This is a genomic window from Proluteimonas luteida (assembly GCF_021191695.1).
GTDB lineage: Bacteria > Pseudomonadota > Gammaproteobacteria > Xanthomonadales > Xanthomonadaceae > Luteimonas > Luteimonas luteida.
The window spans coordinates 117243-137737 of record NZ_JAIWPT010000011.1; the positions used below are offsets into that span (position 1 = coordinate 117243).

Here is a 20495-nt window from a genome sequence, read left to right on the forward strand (position 1 = left end):
CATCCAAGCCGCCCCGCTTCCCGGGTCGGCCCAATTCAAGCGTTGGGCGCTGTTGGGAGATCGTATGTCCAGAAAAGCAACATTCGCTGCCGGTCGCAACATCGCAATGAAGGTTCCACCTCATTTGTACGAGACTACGATCCAGTTCTATCGTGACGTACTCGGCCTCAAAGAGATAACAAGGCACGCTCCCTCTGTCGGCTTCGAGTTCGGTGCCAATAACCTGTGGATAGACAGAGTGGTGACGGTCAGCCAGGCCGAGGTATGGCTCGAGGTGGTGACCAATGACGTCGAGGCGGCCGCACGTGATCTTGAAGCGGCAGGTGTCGTGCGCTGCGACGAAATCGAGCCGCTGGGGCAAGGGTTCCAGGCGTTCTGGGTGTCGAGTCCGGCGTCAATAGTCCATCTTGTTTGTAAGGACACGGAAACATGGGACTAGCGCCTGGCACTTCATTCAAGCCGGCGCCGGTCCGCGGCACGGTTCGATTCAGGCATCAGGCAGCAGAGCTAGAATGTCGCTACTGATCCAGGAAGTTCCCGCAACGCAAGCGCCAATGGCGCTGCTGCTGCTCGCTGATCCTTCGGAGGAGAAGATTATTTCTTACCTTCCAAGGTCAAGGTGCTTCGTTGCTTCGAGTGGTGGGGTTGTTGTTGGCGCATGTGTCGTCCAGCCACTTGGTGCAGGCGCGCACGAACTGATGAGCATCGCAATACAACCAGCCCATCAGAAATCAGGCCATGGTACGGCGCTCCTGAAATGGGTCATTGATTTCTTTCGTAGATCCGGCGCAAGCCGAATGGAGGTCGGAACCGGTACCTTTGGCTATCAACTTGCCTTCTACCAGAGGCAGGGATTTCGGGTTACAGCCATCGACCGCGACTTTTTCATCAGGCACTACCCTGAGCCGGTATTCGAAGATGGTATCCAGCTCTTTGACATGCTGCGTCTAACGTTGAGGTACACCGCCCATGTTGCCTGACCGTTCATCCTGGTCGGACCCACTTCGCGGTGGGGGTTGAATCGGGCGTTGGCCCTTCGTTCCTTTGTGAAACGTCACATCATGCAAAGATCAGATGTTGGAGGCACGGATCCATACGGCAAATACCACTCCCCGTTCGCACGCATCATTTATCGAGCGCGCGCTGCTGCGTCTGCAGGCCGATCCGCGCATTGGTGACGAATGAGGCAGCAGAAAGCACGACGATGGCGTACCTGGCAGCGCGTTGGGCGGGTGCTTGGCGCGGGTTGACCCGGGGCAATCCACAGGCCGGCACCGCTCCGCTTCCAGTGCCTGCGGGCGCTTGACCAGCCTGGTGATCCCCGCCCGGCTGTTCGCAAGCCGGACTGTCCCGGGCTGTCCATCCACGGCCGGATCCAGGTTGGTCTTGCCTACATCGATGCCTGCTGCCGTCACGCCGGTTCTTCGCTAAGGTTGAGTGGCCGAACGCATCGCGCCCGAGGCCGACGCTTGTCGGCTCGAGGGCAACCTCGATCCCGCGGCGCGGCTTGACTCAGGCATCGGAGGGAAGACAAATGTCTCGCGAGGACTGGTACAGAAATTCCGAATGGAACGAGATGGTCGCGCAGGATTTTTTTGCCAAGCTGCGCCGTGCTCGCGACAAATCCCAATACCTGAGGATCCAGGCTTCTTATCTGGCCAAGAAGCACCCTGACGTTTCGATAGAACTTATAGACCAGTACTTTGCGCTGGGAGATCATTTCGATCTGGCTTCGGCGCATCTGGTCAGGGCAACAGCATTCTTGTCTCTTGGTCATACCGATGAGGCTATTGCCGCGTATGAAGCTGCATTGGCCCAGGAAGAGCTTCGGCCAAATCTCCTTACTGAGGCTTACATCGAGCTTCCATTTCTTATCGCGACACAAGGCCTGGAAATTCACTTTCAACGGGCACTTTTCCTGCTCGAGAAGCACAAGCCAAGGCTCATGTTTTCTGTGGACAGATTCAGGTGGAATGCCGCCCAGGCGCTGATCGCACTTGCACAAGGCAGGGGCGCCGAGGCTGCAGCGTATTCGCGCCAGGCCCTGGATGCCGCTACGGAGAATCACTCGGGTTTTCGCTACCATCCAGGTGCTGGGTTGGTTGGAAAGCACCATGAGTTGCTTCGTGCAAGGTTGGCCCAAATTGCCGCCTGACAATTCGTTCAAGCCGAACCCGCTTCGGGGGGTTGGATTGATTCGGGCGCTGGGTGCGCAGGGAGGTTCCCATGAGGTTCTTTGTGTTTCTGATTGTTTATCTATCGGCATTCGTCGTGCAGGCTGACGAACGCAGTCAGCGCGACCTGGAAATGTGTGAAGAGGCGGCGGTTCTTGTCACTGCTGCATACACGCTGCACCCGGTTGACGATCAAGCGCGAGTGAACTTCATCAATCAAAAGAAAGAAGTCATCTACAGGGATTATCCTGACTTCTGCCAGAACGACCGGTACATTCTCTCGGCATTGGTTTCTGTTGCCTTTCAGCTTGCCGAGCTGGAAGCCCTTGGTTCGGATGCACCGCTATCGGAAGAAGTGAAGATACGGCTCGCCGCGCTTGCCGGAGCGGCATGCGGCCTGGCGGCAGGATTCACCGATGCGCCCTGACAATTCGGTCGCGCCGAGGCCGCTTTGTGGCGCGGATCAACTCAGGCCCGGGGTCTGATCCACGGCAGCAACACGGCCAGGGAGGGCAGCGAGCCGACGGCTTCGGCCAGCAGCCGGGCCAATGCGAGCACTATCGCCACGGCGGGCGCGAACCACCGGAAGTCCGCCCGCAGTCATGCCTGAAGGTGCTTCGGCATGGGGCGTCGGGTTCCGACCATCGTCCTGCCGCAGGCCCGTCGCCCGTGGCGAATCAGGGGCGGATACCGGCCCTGAGTGCGAATTCTGCGGCATCCTCCGGACCCTGACGGGGTGGGTGGGTCTCAGGCGTCTCCGAAGCGGGGACTCGACTGCGCGCCGGCGCGCGGCTTGGCGGTCGTGTCCGCCTCCACGCCGGGCAGCAGCGGGTCGCCGTGCGGTGCGGTCCGTTCGCTGTCGTCCTGCAGCCTGATCGGGTCCGGTTCGGCCCGGTACCGTTGCCAGGCCTTGTATCCGAAATAGCTCAACGCACCCGCGGCGAAGATCTTCAGCATGCGCATGTCGATTTCCTGTCTGGTCGAGGACAGCAGGATGGGCAAGCGCCGGTGATACGGGCGTGACCCGCGTGCCGGTGCCGCGGGGCAGGGATCGCGAAGCCCGGATCCGCCGCGGGTCGTCCCCACGCCCCCTGTCCGGCGCAGGCCGGGGCGCCGGCATGAAAGGCGCCGTCTCGGGAAACGGCCGGGGCCATTCGATTTTCGTATTGTTAAAGAGAACGATTCCCATTAATATTTGTGAGTGAAGCGTTAGTGCCGGTCATCCCGGCCTTTCTTCATCCCACGAATCCGACCCGCGTCACGTACTCCAGCCGTCGCCAGAGTGCCGAGCTTCCTCACACTCAGGAGACATCCGTGTCCAGCGCAACCCCGTTCCATTCCCGCCGTTTCCCCGCGTCCGGCCTGCTTGCGTCGGCCATCGCGATCGCCCTGTCCGCGCCGGCCCTTGCCCAGGATGGCGGCGACCCGGAGTCGGCCACCACCCTGGACACCGTGTCGGTCACCGCCGCCGGTTATGAGCAGAACGTCAAGGACGCTCCGGCGACGATCACCGTGATCACCGCCGAGGAGATCAAGCGGAAGTCCTACACCGACATCACCGACGTGCTCAAGAACGTGCCGGGCATCCACATCCAGGGTGGCGGCGTGGAGCAGTCGATCATGATCCGCGGCATGAGCGCGGACTACACGCTGTTCCTCATCGACGGCAGGCCGATGCAGGACAACCAGGCCTTCGGCCTGAATGGCGCCCAGGCCGGTACCCCGATCAACTTCCTGCCGCCGCTGGAATCCATCGAGCGGATCGAAGTGGTGCGCGGCCCGGCGTCGTCGCTGTACGGCTCGGATGCGATGGGCGGCGTGATCAACATCATTACCAGGAAGGTGGTGAACGAGGTCGGTGGCAGCATCACGTCCGAATACATCAAGTCGGGGCATGGCAACGAAGTCACCAACGACGGCTTCCAGACCAGCCTGGCGTTGAACCTGCCGATGGTGACGGACGTGCTGTCGCTGCAGCTCACCGGCGCGATCCGCAACCAGGACGAAGCCGATTTCGTCGGCGGCAGCGACAGTGCGGCTGCCGACCCGGAGTTCAAGCGCAAGAACGCCGGCGCCAAGCTCAGCTGGAAGCTCGACGACAGCAACACGTTCACCTTCGGTGGCACCCACACCTCGCAGGAGCGTTTCCACAACCCGGGCAGGAGCCTGGCGGAAGATGCCGACGCCACCTACAGCAAGTCGCTGCGCGACAACTTCTTCCTCACCCACGAGGGCCGCTACGACCAGCTGCTGTGGAATACCTACCTGAATTACGACACCTCCGAGAACCCGACGCGCGTCAACGCCACCACCGGCAACGGCATCGACTTCGACACCTTCAACGCCAATACGCAGGCGACCTGGTTCCTGGAGCGGCACACCCTCACCGCCGGTGCGTCCTACAAGAAGGAAAACCTCGAGGACGGCGCCACCAACGGCATCAATCTTCCCGGGATCGTGGTGCCCACCGACGTCGTCAAGATGGATCGGTACCAGTACGCATTGTTCGTCGAGGACAACTGGCGGCTGACCGATGATCTGGCGCTGCTGCTCAGTGGCCGCTTCGACGACAACGAGGCGTTCGGCAGCCAGTTCAGTCCGAAGGTCTACGCCGTCTACGACGTGACCGACAACCTGGCGATCAAGGGTGGCGTCACCTCCGGCTACAAGACGCCCAGCCTGCGCATGGCCGCGACGGATTTCGGCAGCACCTCGATGGGCGGCGTGATCATCGGCAACCCGGAGCTCAAGCCCGAGACCACGCTGAACTACGAGATCGGGCTGAGCTACGACAACCGCCAGGCCGGAGTTTCCGGCAGCCTGACGGTGTACAAGACCGACTTCGAGGACAAGATCCTGCGTACCGGCCGCGTCTGCCTGCAGAACGTCGAATGCGTCTACAAGGGGGTGACGTATCCGGCCCACCAGTACGGCTACACCTCCTACGAGAACATCGACACCGCCAAGCTGCAGGGCGTGGAATGGACGCTGGACTGGAAGCTCCTCGACAACCTGACCTACCGGCACAGCTACACCTATGCCGAGTCGGAGCAGACCTCGGGTACCTACGCAGGCAGCCCCCTCAACGACATCCCCGAGCACATGTTCAATGCGTCGCTCGACTGGCAGGCCACCGACAGGCTGGGGCTGTGGACGCAGGCCAACTACCGCGGCGAAACCTCGGGGCGCTCGGTGGCGGCCAGCGGTTCCGGCACCAACGACGTCAGGTATCCCGCGTACACGTTCTACGACGTGGGCATGATCTACGCGGCTTCGCGCAGGCTCAGGCTCAAGCTGGGCGTCTACAATGTGGCCAACAGGACGGTCACGCCGGAAGACGGCTTCGCCTACGTCCTGGACGGCCGTCGCTACAGCGCGTCGATGAGCCTGGATTTCTGATCGCCATCGCGCGCGCGGCCCGGCGGCTTGGCCGGGCCGCAGGCGTCGCACGGGCGGGGACGCGATGAACAGGACCGACGGCTACACCACCGACGTCAGCTATCCCGCGTTCTTCCACAAGGAGATGCAGCCGGTCTGGCTGTCTTCGGTGGTGCGTTTCCTGGGCTTCGCCGCGCCCGACGTGGCGAAGCCGTTCACCTTCTGCGAACTGGGCTGCGGCATCGGCATCAACCTGCTGGTGGCCGCGGCAAGCCATCCGCAGGCGCGTTTCGTCGGCGTGGACTTCAACGAAAGGCACCTGCGCACTGCCCGCGACGCGGCGCGGTCCAGCGGTCTGGAGAACATCGAGTTCGTCCACGCCGGCTTCGCCGGATTCGCGCGCGACAACCGGGCCCGGTTCGACTTCGTCACCACGCACGGGGTGTGGTCGTGGATCGCGCCGGAACACCGGGCCAGCCTGCTGGAGTGCGTGGCGGCCGCCCTTGAACCTGGGGGGCTCTTCTACCTGCACTACATGTGCCATCCCGGGTCCACCGACATGCTGCCGGTGCAGCACCTGCTCAACGTCTTCTCCCACCACGTCCCAGGCACGTCGGCGCAGCGTGCGCAGGCCGGACTGGACCTGCTGCACCAACTGGGCGAGGCGGGCCTGTTCGTCGACAGGCCCGCGGTGCTGGCGCGCCTGCGGAAGCTGCGGGAAACGGACCCGAACCATCTGGCGCACGAGTTCCTGACCGATCACTGGCGGCCCCAGCATTCGGTCTAGGTCCACCAGCAGGTCGGCGGGGTGGACCTGCGCTATCTGGGCAGCGCCGACGTGTTCAACAACCTCGACCCCGTGCTTTCCATCCCGGGGAAGCTGCAGGGCGTGGTCAGCCGGATCACCGCGCCCGCCCTTGCCGAGACGCTCAAGGACATGGCGCGCAACAGCCACCAGCGCATGGATCTGTTCCAGCGCCAGCCCAGGCCCCTGGACCGGGAGGCGCGCCTCGCGCAGCTGGACACGATGGTGTTCAAGCTGCTGCCCGGCGCACCGACGAAGGCGCCGTTCTCGTTCCCGACGCCGATCGGGAACATCGAGGGACCGGCGGAAATCCTCTCTCCGTTGCTGCAGAGACTGGCGGCAGGCCCCGCGTCGTTTGCCGAACTGGCGCAGCTGCCCGCGCTCGCGGGGCAACCCGGGCTGCTGTTCCAGTCGCTGCAGCTGCTGATGTTCCGGGAAATCGTGCACCCCGTGAAACCCGCGCCGACGCCCGGCAACCTCCCTGCGCGGAAACTGGCGCAGTGGCTGGAGCGGCACGATGTCGCGCTGCACCTCGTCGACGAATGCGGCACGGCGCTCGGCGGGCGCGCCTGAAAACCTGTTCACGATCCCCGAAACGGCCCGCGTGGCCGCTGCGCGGCCACCCTTCGGGCCGCGCCTGCCGACGCACAGGGCGGCGTCATCGCCCGGTCGCGTATCGACATACGCGCCCTCGCTCTTCCTTGCCCTGCGCGCCAGCAAGCACGGCGCGACCCATTGGAGATCGTGAACAGGTTCTGAAGTGATCGCCGGATGCAGTGCTGGTGCCTGTGTTCCGCACCGGCCGGGCGGGAGGTCGGGATCGTCCTGCGTATCCGTCGCGAGGCCGGCCGGAGGTCGCTGCGCCGCGGGTACCGGCGGGCGTGGACCGCCACCTGCGCCCGTGACCTGTCGCCCATGCCCGCGCGCCGCGCCGGCGCGATAATGCGCGCCGGCCTTCCAGGAGTGCTTGCCATGCGCATGTGGCTGCTCGTGCTGTTCGCCTGCCTGCCGGTGCTGGGTGCGGGGGCGCAGCCGCCGCCGGTGCCGCCGCGGCAGACCGTGGCCTTCGTCGACGTGCACGTGCTGCCGATGGACCGCGACCGCGTGCTCGCCGGGCAGACGGTGCTGGTCGAGGACGGCCGGATCGTGGCGATCGGCGAGACGCTGCCGTTGCCGCCGCAGACGCAGGTGGTCGACGGCGACGGCGCCTGGCTGCTGCCGGGCCTGGCCGACATGCACAACCATCTCGACGGCCGCCAGGACATGGCGGTGCAGCTGGCACTCGGCATTACCACGACGCTGCACATGGGCGAGGCCCGCAACAGTTTCGTCGGGCGCACGCGGGCGGCCGTGGCGGCGGGCGAACAGGCGGGCCCGCGCAGCTTCGTCGCGCTAGCCGTCGATGGTTCGCCGCGCTACGGGCACCTGGTGGTACGCGACGCCGACGATGCCCGGGCCACGCTGCGGGTGGCGCAGGCCAACGGCTACGACGCGCTGAAGCTGTACAACACCCTGTCGCCGGATGCTTTCGAGGCGCTGATGGCGGAAGCGCGCGCGGCCGGCCTGCCGGTGGTCGGGCACGGCGTGACCGAGGTGGGCCTGCAGCGTCAGCTGGAGGCCGGCATGGCGCTGGTGGCGCACCTGGAGGAGTTCTTCTATGCCTTCTTCCCGCCGGCGCCGGACGACGACCCGAATGCCGCGCCCGACCCGGCGCAGATCGAGGCGGCGGTCGCGCTGCTGCGCGCGCACGGCACGCCGGTGGTCGCCGACCTCGTCACCTACCGCGCCATCGCCGCGCAGTGGGGGCGGCCCGACGTTGTCGCGGGGTTCCTACACCGCCCGGAGGCGCGCTATCTGCCGCCGCAGTTCCGGGTGTCGTGGCCGGCGCAGGGCTATGCGGGGCGCGAAGGCAGCCTGGACCGGCGCGTGGCCTTCCTGTCCGGGTTCGTGCGTGCGCTGCAGGCGGCCGGTGTGCCGCTGCTGTCGGGTACGGACGCGCAGGACATTCCCGGCCTGGTGGGCGGGTTCGCACTGCACGACAACCTTGACGCGCTGGTCGAGGCAGGCCTGACGCCCTACGAGGCGCTGGTGACCGCCACGCGCGCGCCGGGCGAGTTCGTGCACCGTCACCGCCCGGACCTGGCGCTGTCGGGCGTGGTGGCGCCGGGCGCGCGTGCAGACCTCGTGCTCGTGCGCGCGGACCCGCGCGACGGTCTGGCCACGCTGCGCCAGCCGCTGGGCGTGATGGCGGATGGCCGCTGGTATCCGGCGGGCGATCTCGCCGCACGTCTCGAGGACGTCGCGCGCCAGTACCGGGCTGCCGCCGACAGCGCGCTGGACCTGCCACCTGCGGCGGGCGGAGGCGATGGTCCGGCGCGTTGGCGCTCCGGCCAGCCGTAGCCCGCCGCAGGTGGCAGGTCGCGGTGCCGGTGCGTGGAAAGGTGCAACGCGCGCGTGTCTTCAGCGGCCGCGATATGGCTCGCAGCCGATGCCGTCGTTGTCGCGGTCGAGGTGCGGCCCGTGACATGCCAGCGCACCGGCCGTGCATTCAGGTGGCGGAGCCGGCGGATTCCGGCGTGCGCGGCCATTGACCACGATCAATGACAGCCCGGCCCCGACGGAGGAGCCTGCAGGGACCCACCGGAGGATTCGCCATGTATACGCATATTCTGGTTCCAACCGATGGTTCATCGTTGTCCAACTTCGCGGTCGACGAGGCGATGGCGTTCGCCAGCTCGGTGAATGCGCGGGTCACGCTGCTGACCGTGATCGAGCCGTTCCACCTGATCGCCTTCGCACCCGAGCAGGTCGCCGAGACGCGCGATGCCTATGACCGGCATGCACGGCGCGAGGCGGAGCAGCGGCTGCGACGCGGCGAGGAGGAGGCGGGGGTGCTCGGCGTCGTCTGCGACACCGTGCTGGTCACCAGCGACGATCCGCACGAGGCGATCATCGAGGTCGCGAAAGGCCGCAACTGCGACCTGATCGCGATGGCCTCGCATGGCCGGCGCGGGGTCAAGGCGCTGGTGCTGGGCAGCGTGACCGCGAAGGTGCTGACGCACTCGTCGATCCCGGTGCTGGTGTACCGGCCCAAGGTCGCCTGACCCGGGTTCGCGGGATGCGACGGTCGCCGGTGATCCGCCGGCGACCGTCCCGCCGACGATCGTGCCGTAGGCCGAGGATGCCGGATGGCATCACGGGGTCATGGCGGCGTGTTCCCGGGCCGCCACGGGGCAGTGGCGCGGCCCGCACTCAGCCGTAGTACGCCAGGAACATGTCGACCGCCGCGCTGGCGACCGTGTCCTGCCCGGCCGCGGTGAGCGGCGGTTGTCCCATCGCGATCTGCGGCCAGAACGCGAAGCCCTTGACCAGGGCGTGCAGTTGCATCGCGGCGAACGCCGGATCGGGCGCCCGGAGCCTGCCGTCGGCGGCAGCGGCGCGGATCCAGGTCGTCAGGCCTTCCTCGCGCTGGTCGAGGCTTTCGATCATCTCGCGCGCGAGCGCCGGGTGGTGCAGGCCGGCGGCGATCGCGACGCGGGCGAGATCGGTGAACTGCGGGTCGCGCAGCAGCTGCAGCTTGCGCTGCACCAGCGTCATCAGCTGTGGGCGCAGCGGGGCATCGGGGCGGTAGGGGACATCGAGCTCGTCGCCGCCATGCGACATCATGTCCTCGAGGATGCGCACGAACAGCGCTTCCTTGCTCGGGAAATGGTTGTAGACGGTGCGCTTGGACACCCCGGCGCTGGCGGCGATGCGGTCCATGCTGGTCGCCTCGTAGCCGGACGCGCGGAACTCGGCCACGGCGGCATCGAGGATCGCGACGCGCTTGCGGTCGGTCAGGCGGGTGGGGGCGGAAGTCGGGGGCATCAGTGAATTTTACACCGTACGGTTTACTTCTCGCGCGGGTATAAATACACTGCACAGTGTAGTTTTACCGATGCCGTGTATGTCCCCGTTCCCCAGACCAGGCCTTTCCCGTCGCCGGCGCATCCGGCGTCGCGTCCTGCTGTCGGTCTTCGCCCTTGGAGTCGCCCTCGCCGTGAGTACCTGCACCCTGTCCGCCGTGCGGACCACCGCCCCCCTCGTCGACTATCCCGCGTCGCCGCAGTCGGCAGACGGACGGTTCCGCAATCCCGTGCCGCGGCCGCCCATGCCGGCGGGCGGCATGGCGCGCATCTGGTGGGATTTCATGTGGAACAAGCCGGCGGGCACGGTGCCGCAGACCGCGCCGGAGGTGTTGCCGCTGACGCGCGCCGATCTCGATGCGGCACCGGACCGCAGCCTGTTCCGGCTCGGGCATTCGACCGTGCTGCTCAAGCTGCGCGGCGGATTCTGGATCACCGACCCGGTGTTCGCCGAGCGCGCGTCGCCGGTGCAGTGGATGGGGCCGAAGCGCTTCCACGCGCCGCCGATCGCGCTGGACGAGCTGCCGCCGCTGCGCGGCGTGATCCTGTCGCACGACCACTACGACCATCTCGACCGCGACACCGTCGTGCGCCTGGCCGGGCGCGCCGGGGTGTTCCTCGCGCCGCTCGGCGTCGGCGACCGGCTGGTCGCCTGGGGCGTGCCGGCGGACAAGGTGCGGCAGTTCGACTGGTGGCAGGGCGCGACGATCGACGGCCTGCAGTTCACCGCTACCCCGGCGCAGCATTTTTCCGGCCGCGGCCTGTTCGACGGCGACCGCACCCTGTGGACGTCGTGGGCGATCATCGATCCGCCGGCAGGCGACGGCGATCCGGGCCTGCGGCTGTTCTTCAGCGGCGACAGCGGCTACTTCGACGGATTCGCCGAGATCGGCCGCCGCTTCGGACCGTTCGACGTGACCATGATCGAGACCGGTGCCTACGACCCGCGCTGGGCCTACGTGCACATGCTGCCGGAGCAGACCGTGCAGGCCCATGCGGACCTGCGCGGCCGCTGGCTGCTGCCGGTGCACAACGGGACCTTCGACCTCGCGTTCCATGCCTGGGACGACCCGTTCGAACGCGTGGCCGCGCTGGGCGCCGAACGTGGCATCGACCTGGCGACGCCGCGCATGGGGGAGCGGCTGGACCTGTCGGCGCCGCAACCGACCGAAGCGTGGTGGCGCGACTGAGGGAGCGGCGGCAGGCCGCCCGGCGACGCTCGCGCCAGGACGCCGCCGGCCTGTCCGCGACGCCGGGGCATCGCCTGCGGACTTGATGGCCCACGCGCAGTCGCGGAAAACGCGTTGCCGCCTGCCGGCCGCGATGGCCTGCCGGCGCCGACGGTGGCGCCGGTCACGCGCCGCCGTGACCATCGGCCTGTGCGCCGCGTGGTGGTTTCGTCCAGTGTGGCGCCCTGGTCCCGCGCCGGAGCGCACATGCGAAATACCATCCTGTCGTCGGTCCTGCTGCTGGCCGCGTTCCGGGTTGCGGCGGCCGATGGCTGCAGCGCGGATGCATTCGACGCGCACGCGGCGGCGGGGCCGACGCACGGGGCGATCGTCGTGACCCTGCGGACGCGCGAGGGCGAGGACACCCGGGTGCTGGCCGGTGCGGCCGGTGATCCCGGCCTGTCGGGGCACGAGGGTTTCCGCATCGCCAGCGTCACCAAGACCTACGTGGCCGCCACCGTGCTGCGGCTGTGGGAGACGGGGCGCCTGGACCTGGATGCACCGGTCACGTCATGGCTGCGCGACGACTGGCGCGACCGGCTGCAGGCCGATGGCTACGTCCCCGAGCGCATCAGCGTGCGCCAGCTGCTCAGCCATACCGCGGGCCTTGCCGACCACGCGCAGACGCCCTCGTTCCTGGCCGACATCCAGGCCAGGCGTGGCGCCGGCTGGTCGCGCGATCGTGCGCTGCGGCATCTGGTCGCCACGACGGATCCGGTCGCCGCGCCGGGCGAGCGCTATGCGTATTCCGATACCGGCTACGTGCTGCTGGGCGCCCTGGTCGAACAGGTCACCGGGCAGCCGCTGGCGACGGCGGTCCGTGCGCAGCTCGACTTCGACCGGCTCGGGCTGCGGCACACGTGGTGGGAGCAGATGGAACCCGACGGCCCGGCCGGCCGCGTACACCAGGTGTTCGAGGGCATCGACACCCACGACTGGGATCCGAGCATGGACCTGTTCGGCGGTGGCGGGCTGGTCGCGAGCACGGCGGACATGGCGGCATTCTTCGCCGCGCTGCTGGAGGGGCGCGTGTTCGAGCGGCCGCAGACCCTGGCAGCGATGCGCTCGGTCGAGGGTCTGCCGGCCGACAGCCCCTATCGCCTCGGCCTGCTGGCCTACGACGTGGACGGCGTCGCGGCGCTGGGTCATTCCGGCTTCTGGGGCACGCTGGTGATGCACGTGCCGGCGTCGGGCGACACGGTTGCCGGGGGTGTGCTCGACCGCGCGGACATGCCCCGGCTGAAGTCGCTGGTGGAGGCACTGACGCGCTGCGGGGCGGGCGACGACGCGTCGCGGCGGGCGGGATCGGGCACCTGAAGCCGCCGCCCCGCATCGGGCGCGGTGGCCTTTCCTTCGCGAAGCACGTGGCGCTGTCCCCTTCTCGCGCATGCGGGCAAGGCGCACGCCGTCGGGACTTGACCTCAACCGGGGTTGAGGCCTCAGGGTGCGGGCCATCGCACGCGATGGAACCTTCACGATGACAGCCGATCCGATGCATGACCTCTACCTGCAACGCCTCGGGTTCGCCCGCCTGCCGCCGCCGACGCTGGAGACGCTGCGCGCGCTGCAACTGCGCCACACGCAGGCGTTCCCGTTCGAAACCCTGGCGATGCTGCTGCGCGAGCCGGTGCCGCTGGACCTGCCATCGCTCGAGCGCAAGCTGTTGCGCGATGGCCGCGGGGGCTACTGCTACGAACTGAACCAGTTGTTCCTCGCGCTGCTGCTGCGGCTGGGATTCGACGCGCGCGGCATCACCGGCCGGGTGGTGATGGGCGGACCGGAAGACGCACGGACCGCGCGCTCGCACATGGCCCTGCTGGTGCACGTGGACGACGTGCCGTGGCTGGTCGACGTGGGGTTCGGCGGCATGGTGCCGAGCGCGCCGTTGCGGCTCGACACCGGCAGCGTGCAGGCCACGCCGCACGAGCCGTACCGGATCACCGACCACGGCGACAGCCGGATGCTGCGGGCGCAGGTCGCCGGCCAATGGCGGGCGCTGTACCGGTTCGACCTGCAGCCGCAGTCGACGATCGACTACGAGGTGGGCAACTGGTACGTGTCCACGCATCCCGACTCGCCGTTCCGCGACCGGTTGATCGCCGCGCGTACCGGCCCCGGCCTGCGCCGCACCCTGCGCGACGGCCACTACACCGTGCACCGCATCGGTGCGCCGCGCCGGCAGCGCACGCTGGACAGCGTGGCGTCGGTGATCGACGTGCTGCAGCAGGATTTCGGCATCCGCGTGCCGGCGCACCCGCAGCTGCACGATGCGATCGCGCGTCGCATCCGGACGGAGGCGGTCGCGTCCTGAGCCGGAAGCGCTGCCGGATGCCGACCGCGCGGCCGGCGCGGTCAGCGGAAGATGAAGTATCCGAACACGACGATCGCGATGGCGGCGACGATCAGCCGCACGATCCACGGCACCACATAGGCGGCCCCGGCGACGGTGGTGACCTGGCGCTGGCAGACGGGCAGGAAACGGGCTGGTGCATCGGGCGTGACGCCATCCGTGCCGAATCGTGGAGACGGGCCGGCCGGCGAACGGGACGTTCACGGCTTCGGCGCAGGCCGTGCTCAGAACCGGTTGTCGCCGCCGAGCAGGCGCCCGAATCCGCCCAGCGCCGAGCCTTCGCCGCGATTCTGGCCACCGCCCTGCGGCGCGGCGGCGAGCATGCGCCCGGCCAGGCGCGAGAACGGCAGCGACTGCAGCCAGACCTTGCCGGGGCCCGTCAGGGTGGCGAGGAACACGCCCTCGCCGCCGAAGAACATGCTCTTGACCCCGCCGACGGCGCGCACGTCCATGTCGACGCTGGCGTGGAAACCGACCACGCAGCCGGTGTCCACGTCGAGGCGTTCGCCGGGTGCGAGGTCCCGCTCGACCACGCAACCGCCGGCATGGACGAACACCCAGCCGGTGCCTTCGAGCTTCTGCATGATGAAGCCCTCGCCGCCGAACAGGCCGGTGAGGATGCGGCGCTGGAAATGCACGCCGATCTGCACGCCGCGCGCCCCGGCCAGGAAGCTGTCCTTCTGGCAGATCACGCGGCCGCCGTGTTCGGACAGCTTCATCGCCAGCACCGTGCCGGGGTAGGGCGCGGCGAACGCGACCCGGCCCTTGCCGCTGCCGGTGTGGGTGAACATCGTTGTGAACAGGCTCTCGCCGGTGATCACGCGCTTGCCCGCCGACAGCAGCTTGTCCATGAAGCCGCCGCTCTGGCCGCTGTGTGAGCCGTCGCCGAACAGCGTGTCCATGCGCACGCTGGCGTCCTTGAACATCAGCGCGCCGGCCTCGGCGACCGCGCTTTCGCCGGGGTCGAGCTCCACCTCGACGAACTGCATCTCCTGGCCGTGGATCTGGAACTCGATGTCGTCGGCACCGCCGGCCGGCGCGGTGTGCGGCAGCGGCGGCGGCACCACGGCGCCGTGGCCGGGCGTGGTGCCCGCCAGCTCGGCGATGCTGCGTACCGGCAGCCAGTCGCTCATCCCTTCGCGCCATGCGAGCAGCGAAGGATTGCGGCTGGCCGCGCCGCGCGCGCTGTCGTCGTCCAGCGGGCCCTGGCGCAGGTTGCGTGCGGGATCGTGCAGGTACCAGTCGGGCATGGCGGTTCATCGGAGGTTGGGATGCGGCGGAGTCTAGGGCCTGCCATCGAGTGCCGGATAGTCCGCGCCGCGCCCGTGCGTGTTTGCGGCAAGGAAGCGCGAGGAAGTGGACGTCCGTCCACGCCCGAGCAATGACGCAGCAGCGGACGCGCACGGGCGCAGCCCTCCGGGTTGGGCCTCGCCCGCCTGCGTCGACGACGAGCGCGCAGCCCCGGCCGTGTCCTGGATGCGCCGTGCATCTGCGCGATCCGCTCACGGGCGCTCGGCAACGTTAAACACGTGTTAAACCCGCAGCGTGCAGCGGGGGTGAAGGTTTGATCGTGCTTCAGCTTGAAAACGGTTTACTTCCTCCGCGCGATCGAACCGGGTCCGGTTCAGTCGCCTTCCCCCGCAGGGTGTCGTGCTGGATCGGCGACATGCCCAAGACCAACAAGAAAGGAAGTCCCCCGATGAAGAAGTCCCTGATCTGCGCCGCGCTGGCGGCCACCCTGTTCGCACCTGCCGCCTTCGCCCAGAGCACGGGCGGCGACACCTATCGTCCCGACAAGCAGGTCGGCGAAGGCAATGCCTTCATCGCCGGCAACGTCGGCCGCACCGACGGCGGCACCGCCGGCCGTTTCGGCACCGGCGATTTCAACGTGTTCGAGAGCCGCGACGGCCGCAAGACCGGTTACGGCCTGGTCGGCGGCTACCGCTGGAAGGTCGCGCCGGCATGGGGCGTCGGCATCGAAGGCGGCTACACCGACCTCGGCAACCTGGTCGTGCGCAACGCCTTCAACGACGATGCGGTGAACCAGCGCGAGGACACCAACGCCCTGCGCGGCTGGATCGTCGGCGGCAACGCGCGCGTCAACGTCAACCCGGCGTGGTACATCGGCGCCCGCGGCGGCTACTTCCGCGCCTCGGACAACAACGCCGACTACTACAACTCGGTCGGCCAGGACCTGGGCCTGGAGAGCGGCGGCAACGACGGCCGCAACAGCTGGTACGCCGGCATCGGCACTGGCTGGAACGCCACCGAGAACTTCAGCGTCGGCCTGCACTACGACTACTTCCGCGCGAAGTCGGGCGACCTGCGTGATCCGGCCACCGGCATCAAGTTCGAAGGCCCGAAGCGTTCGACCGCGCTGCTCGGCCTGACTGCGGAATACGCGTTCTGATCGACACGCATCGGCTCGCCGGCCCGCACCTCCTAGGGGTAGGGTCGACACGGATGCGACACGCTGCGGGCGCCCTTCGGGGCGCCCGTTCTCGTTGCGGCGCGGACGCACGGCCCGGTGGCATCATTGCGGCATGCCGCCAACGCTCGACCATCTGCGCCGATACGCCGTCGCACGCTCGCTGTTCCGGCCGACGACGCTGATGCGCGCGATCGGGCGCCTGGGCTTCGTGCAGGCCGATCCGATCCGGGCGCCGGCGCGTGCGCAGGACCTGACGCTGCGCCACCGGGTCGCCGGCTACCGGGCGGGCGATCTCGAACGGCGCTATCCGCGGCTGGCGCTGGAAGAGGACTTCTTCGTCAACTACGGCTTCATGCCGCGCGCGCACCACGCGCTGATGCATCCGCGCACCGCGCGCGAGGCGTGGACGCCCGCGCGCTGGAAGCAGGCGCAGGCCGTGCGCGAATTCGTCGCCGCGCGCGGTACCGCGCATCCGCGCGAGGTCGATGCGCATTTCGCCCACGGCAAGGTCGTCAACTGGTTCGGCGGCGCGTCGAACGCCAGCACCCAGCTGCTCGACGGCATGCATTACCGCGGCCTGCTGCGCGTGGCCCGGCGCGAGGGCGGTACCCGGGTCTACGCGGTGCGCGAGGGCGATGCGTCGCCGGTCGAGCCTGCCGCGGTCGATGCGCGCCTCGACGCGCTGCTCGACCTGCTGGTGCGCAAGTACGCGCCGCTGCCCGAAGCGAGCCTGCGACAGCTGCTGAGCTACATGGGCCGTGGCGTGCCGCAATGGCGCGACGCGCGCGGGGCGACGCTGGCGCGCGCCCGGTCGCGGCTGGGGGCGGCGCGCGTCGGCGGCATCGACTGGGTGTGGCCGGCCGACGAGGCGCCGCACAGCCGGCGCTGGCGTCCCGACGACGCGGTGCGGTTGCTGACGCCGTTCGACCCGCTGGTCTGGGACCGGCGGCGCTTCGAGCTGCTGTGGGGATGGCGTTATCGCTTCGAGGCCTATACGCCCGCGCCGAAGCGCCAGCTGGGCTACTACGCGCTGCCGCTGCTGTGGGGCGAGCGGGTCATCGGCTGGGGCAACCTGTCCGTCGTGGGCGGCGCATTGACGCATGCGTTCGGCTACGTCGACGGCAGGCCGCCGCGCGATGCCCGCTTCCGCGACGGCCTCGACGCCGAACTGGCGCGGATGCGGACGTTCCTCGGGCTGGACTGAGAAGGGGCGGCCACCCGTCGGCCGCGTGGGGCCGACCCACGGGACCTGCTTCGCGTAGGTCGGGGCTACGCCCCCGACGGCCCGTGAACCCGGACACCGCGCACGTCGGCCGCGTGGGGCCGACCTACGGGACCTGCTTTGCGTAGGTCGGGGCCACGCCCCCGACGGCCCCGTGGCCCGGACACCGCATGCGTCGGCCGCGCAGGGACGACCTACTGGATCAGGTCGACCTGCAGCACGGCTGTGTTCGTCAGCAGGCCGAAATGGCCGGTCGCGACCGTATGGCTGGCGTTCTCGCCATGGATCTGCGAGCTGTGCACGCCGCCGACGGTGCAGACGCCGCCGAAGCAGACCACCTGGTCGATCCACGACTTGATCGACACCACACGCAGGCCGAGCGGCCTGGCCGCCAGATGGCCCAGCAGCGGGCTGTTGACCGACAGCCCCTGCGCGCCGCAGGTCGGGGTGGCGACGTGCATCGGCCAGGTGCCGCAGCTCCACAGCCCCCGCCAGGCGCCGGCGATGCCGATGAAGGTGTCGACATCGCCGGCCAGGCCGTAGTCGACGATCTGCTTCGCCGCCAGCGTCACGCCCATCGAGTGGCCGATGACGTCGATCCTGCCGGTGCACGAACGCGCGATCGCCTCGACCAGCGCATCGCGCACGGGGATTTCCTCGCTGCCGGCGTGGTCGTTGCAGGCGGCGCAGGTCTTGCTGCCCCAGTCGGGCCGCAGGATCTCGTCATCCGTCCAGCCGCGTGCGCGCAGCTCGACGTAGGTGTTGTCGAACTGCGCCGGGTTGCCGGCATTGCCGTGCACCAGCACGACGGCATCGCGGCAGTTGGCCCAGGCGGACGGCGCGAGCGCCGCGGCGGCGAGTACGAGACAGGCGATCAGGGGATGACGCAGACGCATGGCACTTCCTCCCTCGGCCGTTGCCGGCCTTGACGTGACGGTCCGGCATCTGCGCCGGGCATCACGATGCCCGGCGCTGCCGGCGACGGTCTGGCCACGCAGGTGGGGGAAGGCCAGTGGCGCGATGCGAGCATGCGCGCACGGTCGCCGGTATCGGACCAATGGCCATCCGTGACCTGGTTCACGTTGCCGGACGCGCGCATGCGGACAGCCGTTGCACGGAGCGTGCGTCACGGGGCGGCGACGGTGCCGCGCCTATGGTCCGGTGTCCCGACGCAACCACCGTGGAGAACGCGATGCACCAGCCAGCCCAGCAGCAGGACGTCCCCGGCGTCGAGAAGAAGCTCGATCCCCCGGCCGACCACGGCGAGCACAGCTATCGCGGCAATGGCCGGCTGCGCGACAAGGTGGCGGTCATCACCGGCGGCGACAGCGGCATCGGCCGCGCGGTGGCGATCGCGTTCGCGCGCGAGGGGGCCGACGTGCTGGTCGGCTACCTCAGCGAGGACGAGGATGCGCGGGAGACGCAGCGCTGGGTGGAGCAGGCCGGGCGCCGCTGCGTGCTGGTGCGCGGCGACCTGTCCGAGGCCGCGCACTGCCGCGACATCGTGCGGCAGGCGGTCGAGGCCTTCGGCCGCGTCGACGTGCTGGTCAACAACGCCGCCTACCAGATGTCGCGCGAATCGCTGGACGAGATTTCCGACGAGGAATGGGACTACACGTTCAAGGTCAACGTGACCGCGATGTTCCACCTGTGCAAGGCCGCGCTGCCGCACATGGCGCCGGGCGCGTCGATCATCAACACCAGCTCGATCAATTCCGACAAGCCCAACCCGACGCTGCTGCCGTACGCGGCGACCAAGGGCGCGATCGCCAATTTCAGCGCCGGCCTGGCGCAGTTGCTGGCCGACCAGGGCATCCGCGTGAACTCGGTCGCACCGGGTCCGATCTGGACCCCGCTGATTCCCTCGACGCTGCCGCCCGATGCGGTCGAGGATTTCGGCAACCAGACCCCGCTCAAGCGGCCCGGCCAGCCGGCCGAGTGCGCGCCGATCTACGTGCTGCTGGCCTCCGACGAAGCCAGCTACATGACCGGTGGCCGCTATGCGGTGACCGGCGGGACGCCGATGCTGTAGGGCCATCCGATTCCCCTGGATTTCAAGGGTCTTTCGTAGGTCGGGGCCACGCCCCCGACGCATCGGGAACCCCGGGCGTCGTTACGTCGGCCGCATGGGCCGACCTACGGTCAGGGCATCCCGCCCGCCGCGTCGCCGCGCCTCATGGCTTCAGCCCGACCCATACCTGCATGTCCAGTGTCTGCAGCGCGCCGTAGTTGGTGAGGAAGGCGACGTCGGCCGCGTCGCGACCGTAGGCGATGACGATGCGGCCGCCGCGCGGCGCGTCCTGGGTCGCATCGAAGGTGTACCAGCGGCCGTCGAGATAGGCCTCGAACCAGGCGTGCAGGTCCATCGGTTCCAGCCCGTGCAGGTAGCCGACGACCATCCGCGCGGGAATCCGCAGGGCGCGGCAGAACATGATGCCGATGTGGGCGTAGTCGCGGCAGACGCCGGCACCATGCAGCAGCGTGTCCATCGCGTCGGTACTGGGATTGCTCTCGCCGTAGCGGTAGACGATGTGGCTGCGGATCCAGCGGCGGATCGCCTCCACCTGCGCATAGCCCGGCGCTGCCTGCGCCACGATGCCCTGCGCCTGGTCGAACGTCTTGTCGGATGGGCAGTAGCGGCTGGGCAGCAGGTACTGCAGCACGTCGTCCGGCAGTGCCGCAGGTGGCGTCGGCGGGGCGTGGTCGGTGACCGCGATGGCACCTTCGGTCTCCACCTCCAGTTCCACGCGGATGGTCATGCGTCCGCCCGGCACCACGAAGCGCTGGCACAGGTTGCCGAACGCGTCGACGTACTCGGTGGGCATCACGTGCGGATCGAAACGGTAGGCCCCGCTGGCCAGCCACTGCGCCTCGCCGCTGCGTGGCCGCAGCATCGCCACCACCGGACAATCGGTTTCGGCTTCGACGAGCAGTTCGCAACCGGCCTGCAGACGCATGGCGTGTCCTTGGGTGGGGAGGGGAGAACGATGTCCACGATAGC

Annotated in this window: 21 protein-coding genes; 15 read left to right on the forward strand and 6 right to left on the reverse strand. The window is 68.5% G+C overall.

Annotated elements, in window-relative coordinates:
• The first annotated feature begins 64 nt into the window (after positions 1-64).
• The 4 genes from LDO26_RS11310 (at position 65) to LDO26_RS11325 (ending at position 2601) form a co-directional block, all read left to right on the forward strand.
• Positions 65-439, forward strand: coding sequence for a VOC family protein (locus LDO26_RS11310; RefSeq protein ID WP_232131202.1), 375 nt, complete (start codon positions 65-67; stop codon positions 437-439).
• A gap of 73 nt (positions 440-512) precedes the next feature.
• Complete coding sequence (locus tag LDO26_RS11315) at positions 513-980, forward strand: GNAT family N-acetyltransferase (RefSeq protein ID WP_232131203.1); 468 nt, start codon at positions 513-515, stop codon at positions 978-980.
• Positions 981-1534: 554 nt separating this feature from the next.
• Positions 1535-2155, forward strand: a complete 621-nt coding sequence (locus tag LDO26_RS11320) for a hypothetical protein (protein WP_232131204.1) — start codon at positions 1535-1537, stop codon at positions 2153-2155.
• A gap of 71 nt (positions 2156-2226) precedes the next feature.
• The gene (locus LDO26_RS11325) at positions 2227-2601 is read left to right on the forward strand and encodes a hypothetical protein (RefSeq protein WP_232131205.1); all 375 of its coding nucleotides are present in this window, start codon (positions 2227-2229) and stop codon (positions 2599-2601) included.
• A gap of 320 nt (positions 2602-2921) precedes the next feature.
• Here the strand turns inward: LDO26_RS11325 and LDO26_RS11330 are convergent, their stop codons facing one another.
• Complete coding sequence (locus LDO26_RS11330; RefSeq protein WP_232131206.1) at positions 2922-3137, reverse strand: hypothetical protein; 216 nt, start codon at positions 3135-3137, stop codon at positions 2922-2924.
• Positions 3138-3488: 351 nt separating this feature from the next.
• On the opposite strand from LDO26_RS11330, the gene LDO26_RS11335 reads away from it, so the two are divergent.
• From LDO26_RS11335 to LDO26_RS11350, 4 genes are all read left to right on the forward strand, one after another.
• A complete protein-coding gene (locus tag LDO26_RS11335; protein WP_232131207.1) occupies positions 3489-5573 on the forward strand; it encodes a TonB-dependent receptor domain-containing protein in 2085 nt (694 codons plus the stop codon).
• A gap of 64 nt (positions 5574-5637) precedes the next feature.
• On the forward strand, positions 5638-6339 hold the full coding sequence (locus LDO26_RS11340; RefSeq protein ID WP_232131208.1) for a class I SAM-dependent methyltransferase: 702 nt from the start codon (positions 5638-5640) through the stop codon (positions 6337-6339).
• A gap of 21 nt (positions 6340-6360) precedes the next feature.
• A complete protein-coding gene (locus LDO26_RS11345; RefSeq protein WP_435594071.1) occupies positions 6361-6930 on the forward strand; it encodes a methyltransferase regulatory domain-containing protein in 570 nt (189 codons plus the stop codon).
• A 399-nt stretch (positions 6931-7329) separates the two neighbouring features.
• On the forward strand, positions 7330-8757 hold the full coding sequence (locus LDO26_RS11350) for an amidohydrolase family protein (RefSeq protein ID WP_232131210.1): 1428 nt from the start codon (positions 7330-7332) through the stop codon (positions 8755-8757).
• Between the two features lie 60 nt (positions 8758-8817).
• Here the strand turns inward: LDO26_RS11350 and LDO26_RS18295 are convergent, their stop codons facing one another.
• On the reverse strand, positions 8818-9048 hold the full coding sequence (locus LDO26_RS18295; RefSeq protein ID WP_435594072.1) for an excalibur calcium-binding domain-containing protein: 231 nt from the start codon (positions 9046-9048) through the stop codon (positions 8818-8820).
• Here LDO26_RS18295 and LDO26_RS11355 point away from each other — a divergent pair.
• The gene (locus LDO26_RS11355; protein ID WP_232131211.1) at positions 9012-9461 is read left to right on the forward strand and encodes a universal stress protein; all 450 of its coding nucleotides are present in this window, start codon (positions 9012-9014) and stop codon (positions 9459-9461) included. The genes LDO26_RS18295 and LDO26_RS11355 overlap by 37 nt on opposite strands.
• Before the next feature lie 148 nt (positions 9462-9609).
• Here the strand turns inward: LDO26_RS11355 and LDO26_RS11360 are convergent, their stop codons facing one another.
• Entirely contained in the window at positions 9610-10224 is a 615-nt protein-coding gene (locus LDO26_RS11360) for a TetR/AcrR family transcriptional regulator (RefSeq protein WP_232131212.1), read from the reverse strand.
• Positions 10225-10303: 79 nt separating this feature from the next.
• Between LDO26_RS11360 and LDO26_RS11365 the strand changes: the two genes are divergently transcribed.
• The 3 genes from LDO26_RS11365 to LDO26_RS11375 all read left to right on the forward strand — a co-directional run bounded on the left by LDO26_RS11365 (position 10304) and on the right by LDO26_RS11375 (position 13802).
• On the forward strand, positions 10304-11452 hold the full coding sequence (locus tag LDO26_RS11365; protein WP_232131213.1) for an MBL fold metallo-hydrolase: 1149 nt from the start codon (positions 10304-10306) through the stop codon (positions 11450-11452).
• 246 nt (positions 11453-11698) lie between these two features.
• Positions 11699-12808 carry a serine hydrolase domain-containing protein gene (locus LDO26_RS11370; RefSeq protein ID WP_232131214.1) on the forward strand — a complete coding sequence of 370 codons (1110 nt, stop codon included), beginning with the start codon at positions 11699-11701 and terminating at the stop codon, positions 12806-12808.
• Between the two features lie 160 nt (positions 12809-12968).
• Positions 12969-13802 (forward strand): arylamine N-acetyltransferase family protein, encoded by an 834-nt coding sequence (locus LDO26_RS11375; protein WP_232131215.1) that lies wholly within the window; start codon positions 12969-12971, stop codon positions 13800-13802.
• Between the two features lie 263 nt (positions 13803-14065).
• Here the strand turns inward: LDO26_RS11375 and LDO26_RS11380 are convergent, their stop codons facing one another.
• On the reverse strand, positions 14066-15091 hold the full coding sequence (locus tag LDO26_RS11380) for a TIGR00266 family protein (RefSeq protein ID WP_232131216.1): 1026 nt from the start codon (positions 15089-15091) through the stop codon (positions 14066-14068).
• Positions 15092-15540: 449 nt separating this feature from the next.
• Between LDO26_RS11380 and LDO26_RS11385 the strand changes: the two genes are divergently transcribed.
• Together LDO26_RS11385 and LDO26_RS11390 are read left to right on the forward strand one after the other, a co-directional pair.
• Complete coding sequence (locus LDO26_RS11385) at positions 15541-16251, forward strand: outer membrane protein (RefSeq protein ID WP_232131217.1); 711 nt, start codon at positions 15541-15543, stop codon at positions 16249-16251.
• 133 nt (positions 16252-16384) lie between these two features.
• A complete protein-coding gene (locus tag LDO26_RS11390; RefSeq protein WP_232131218.1) occupies positions 16385-17476 on the forward strand; it encodes a DNA glycosylase AlkZ-like family protein in 1092 nt (363 codons plus the stop codon).
• 212 nt (positions 17477-17688) lie between these two features.
• On the opposite strand, the gene LDO26_RS11395 is transcribed toward LDO26_RS11390, so the two are convergent.
• Positions 17689-18390: an alpha/beta hydrolase family protein gene (locus LDO26_RS11395; RefSeq protein WP_232131219.1), complete on the reverse strand. Its 702-nt coding sequence runs from the start codon at positions 18388-18390 to the stop codon at positions 17689-17691.
• A 296-nt stretch (positions 18391-18686) separates the two neighbouring features.
• Between LDO26_RS11395 and LDO26_RS11400 the strand changes: the two genes are divergently transcribed.
• The gene (locus LDO26_RS11400) at positions 18687-19526 is read left to right on the forward strand and encodes an SDR family oxidoreductase (RefSeq protein WP_232131220.1); all 840 of its coding nucleotides are present in this window, start codon (positions 18687-18689) and stop codon (positions 19524-19526) included.
• A 142-nt stretch (positions 19527-19668) separates the two neighbouring features.
• On the opposite strand, the gene LDO26_RS11405 is transcribed toward LDO26_RS11400, so the two are convergent.
• Entirely contained in the window at positions 19669-20451 is a 783-nt protein-coding gene (locus tag LDO26_RS11405; protein WP_232131221.1) for a transglutaminase family protein, read from the reverse strand.
• Between the last annotated feature and the right edge of the window lie 44 nt (positions 20452-20495).